Source organism: Thalassolituus sp. UBA2009 (genome assembly GCF_002335285.1).
GTDB classification, from domain to species: Bacteria; Pseudomonadota; Gammaproteobacteria; order Pseudomonadales; family Oceanobacteraceae; genus Venatoribacter; species Venatoribacter alkanivorans.
The window spans coordinates 1-1,647 of sequence record NZ_DDCJ01000053.1 but is presented as its reverse complement, the minus strand read 5'-3'; the positions used below and the strand labels follow the sequence as shown (position 1 = coordinate 1,647).

Annotated in this window: 2 protein-coding genes; both read right to left on the bottom strand. The window is 54.8% G+C overall.

The window, feature by feature from the left end; genetic code table 11:
- Positions 1-32: 32 nt before the first annotated feature.
- Complete coding sequence (locus B3P58_RS05650; RefSeq protein ID WP_230332032.1) at positions 33-635, bottom strand: hypothetical protein; 603 nt, start codon at positions 633-635, stop codon at positions 33-35.
- Between the two features lie 29 nt (positions 636-664).
- On the bottom strand, positions 665-1,647 hold a 983-nt coding region (locus B3P58_RS05645), incomplete at its 5' end, for a tetratricopeptide repeat protein (RefSeq protein WP_286716462.1).

Sequence of the window (1,647 nt, the reverse complement as noted above, 5' to 3'; positions counted from 1 at the left end):
CTGGCCGCCCGTCAGCTCGGTCTTTAATACCTTCAGGACGATATTGGCGTCGTCCGGCTTAATTGCCGGCGACGCAAAACAATAATCAGCATCAGCGCCATACAGGCCAGCGCCACCGCCAAAGGAAACAGCAGCGTAACCCAGGAATAATGCTCCAGAGCTGCAACCACCAACAGATTACGTAATAAAAATAAGGCAAAAAAACCGAGCGATTCTGACTGCGGATACGCCCAGGCTTTACGCAGTGTCGGGCCAAAGCCGAATAAATCCACGGTGGTTAAAATAATAACCGCCATTAATGCAGAATCACTGAAATACCAGAATGGCAGCGACGATAAAGCCGCAATAAAAAATAACCAATCCAGTTTTGTGATAGCCAGATCACCCCGTTTTAAAAACGCCAGACAGGCGATAAACAATGTGATACTGGCCGATAAGCCTACCGCCCAGGCACCCGCCCCACCGTTATCACTCAGTTGCGCGAAAAAAACCACCAGAGTGGTAATTCCCCAGATCACCCAGGAAAACACATGGGCCTTAATCGCACCGGTCAGAATTCCGCGGATATAAGGTAAAAAAGCGCTGAAAGTAATGACCATCGCCAGAGCACTGGCGAGTACTTTAAAAGACATCATTATTCTTCATCCGGGTAATTCAGGGTCGGTTAAAACGGCAACGCTGGCAATTCAAACAACCGGCGGCGGTAACGGTTAGCCAGCACACGATCCGGCAAAATATCAATCAGTTCAACCAGCCGTGCCTGCACCTGCTGATAGTCAGCGTCCTCTGTAAGCGAGGTAGACGCCTGCGGGTTGTCGTGGCAACGGGACTGTAAAAACTCCAGCAAGGACTCCAGGGCTGCCGGATAATTCCCCTCCGCCGCCAGAGCACCCGAAAGCGCCAGTACCAACTGTCCATGCTGCGCGTCCGGGTGCGCTAATTGCTGACGCAACACGCTGATATCATCCGCCGGCTGTTGCCACTGCTGGCGCTGTAACGTCAGCCGGGCCTGTGCCTGTTGCAGTTTCGGTTCGCGCAACACACTGAAATCGGCGGCGGCCAGCCAGCCTTCAGCCAGCTGAATCAAAGCACCACGTTCTGAACGCGGCAAGCAACCAAGCCCTTCCAGCAAGACATTCAGAATATCGGCCAGCATCCGTGCTGTACTGCCCTGTGCACCACAGGCAAGCTGGCAGGCCTGATTCAGACTGAATGCCGCCTGATCCGCATCAGCGGCAGCAAAGGCACGCTCTGCCTGCTGCAGACAGCCGGATATCAGAGCACTCTCCTGCGCTGGCTGCCTGAGCCAGGGCTGAATAAATGCGCGGATCTGTGATTCGGTGAGTGTCTGCTGAAAGCGATCAACCTCCATGCCGTTCTGCAGCAACAGAACCGCCGGCAGACCTTTAACCGCAAAGCGCTGCTGCAGCTCGGGTGACTGTTCTGCATCGACCTTGAACAACAGTATCTGCCCGTTAAGCTCCAGCACCAGCTTTTCCAGCAATGGCAGAATTGCCCGACAAGGCGCACACCAGCTGGCCCAGAAATCGAGCAACACAGGAACCCGGGCAGCGGCCAGCTGCGCGGTCAACTGCTCTTCGGTCAGCGATACAATCCAGGGAGGTTCTGCCAGAGCTGGCGCTGAGG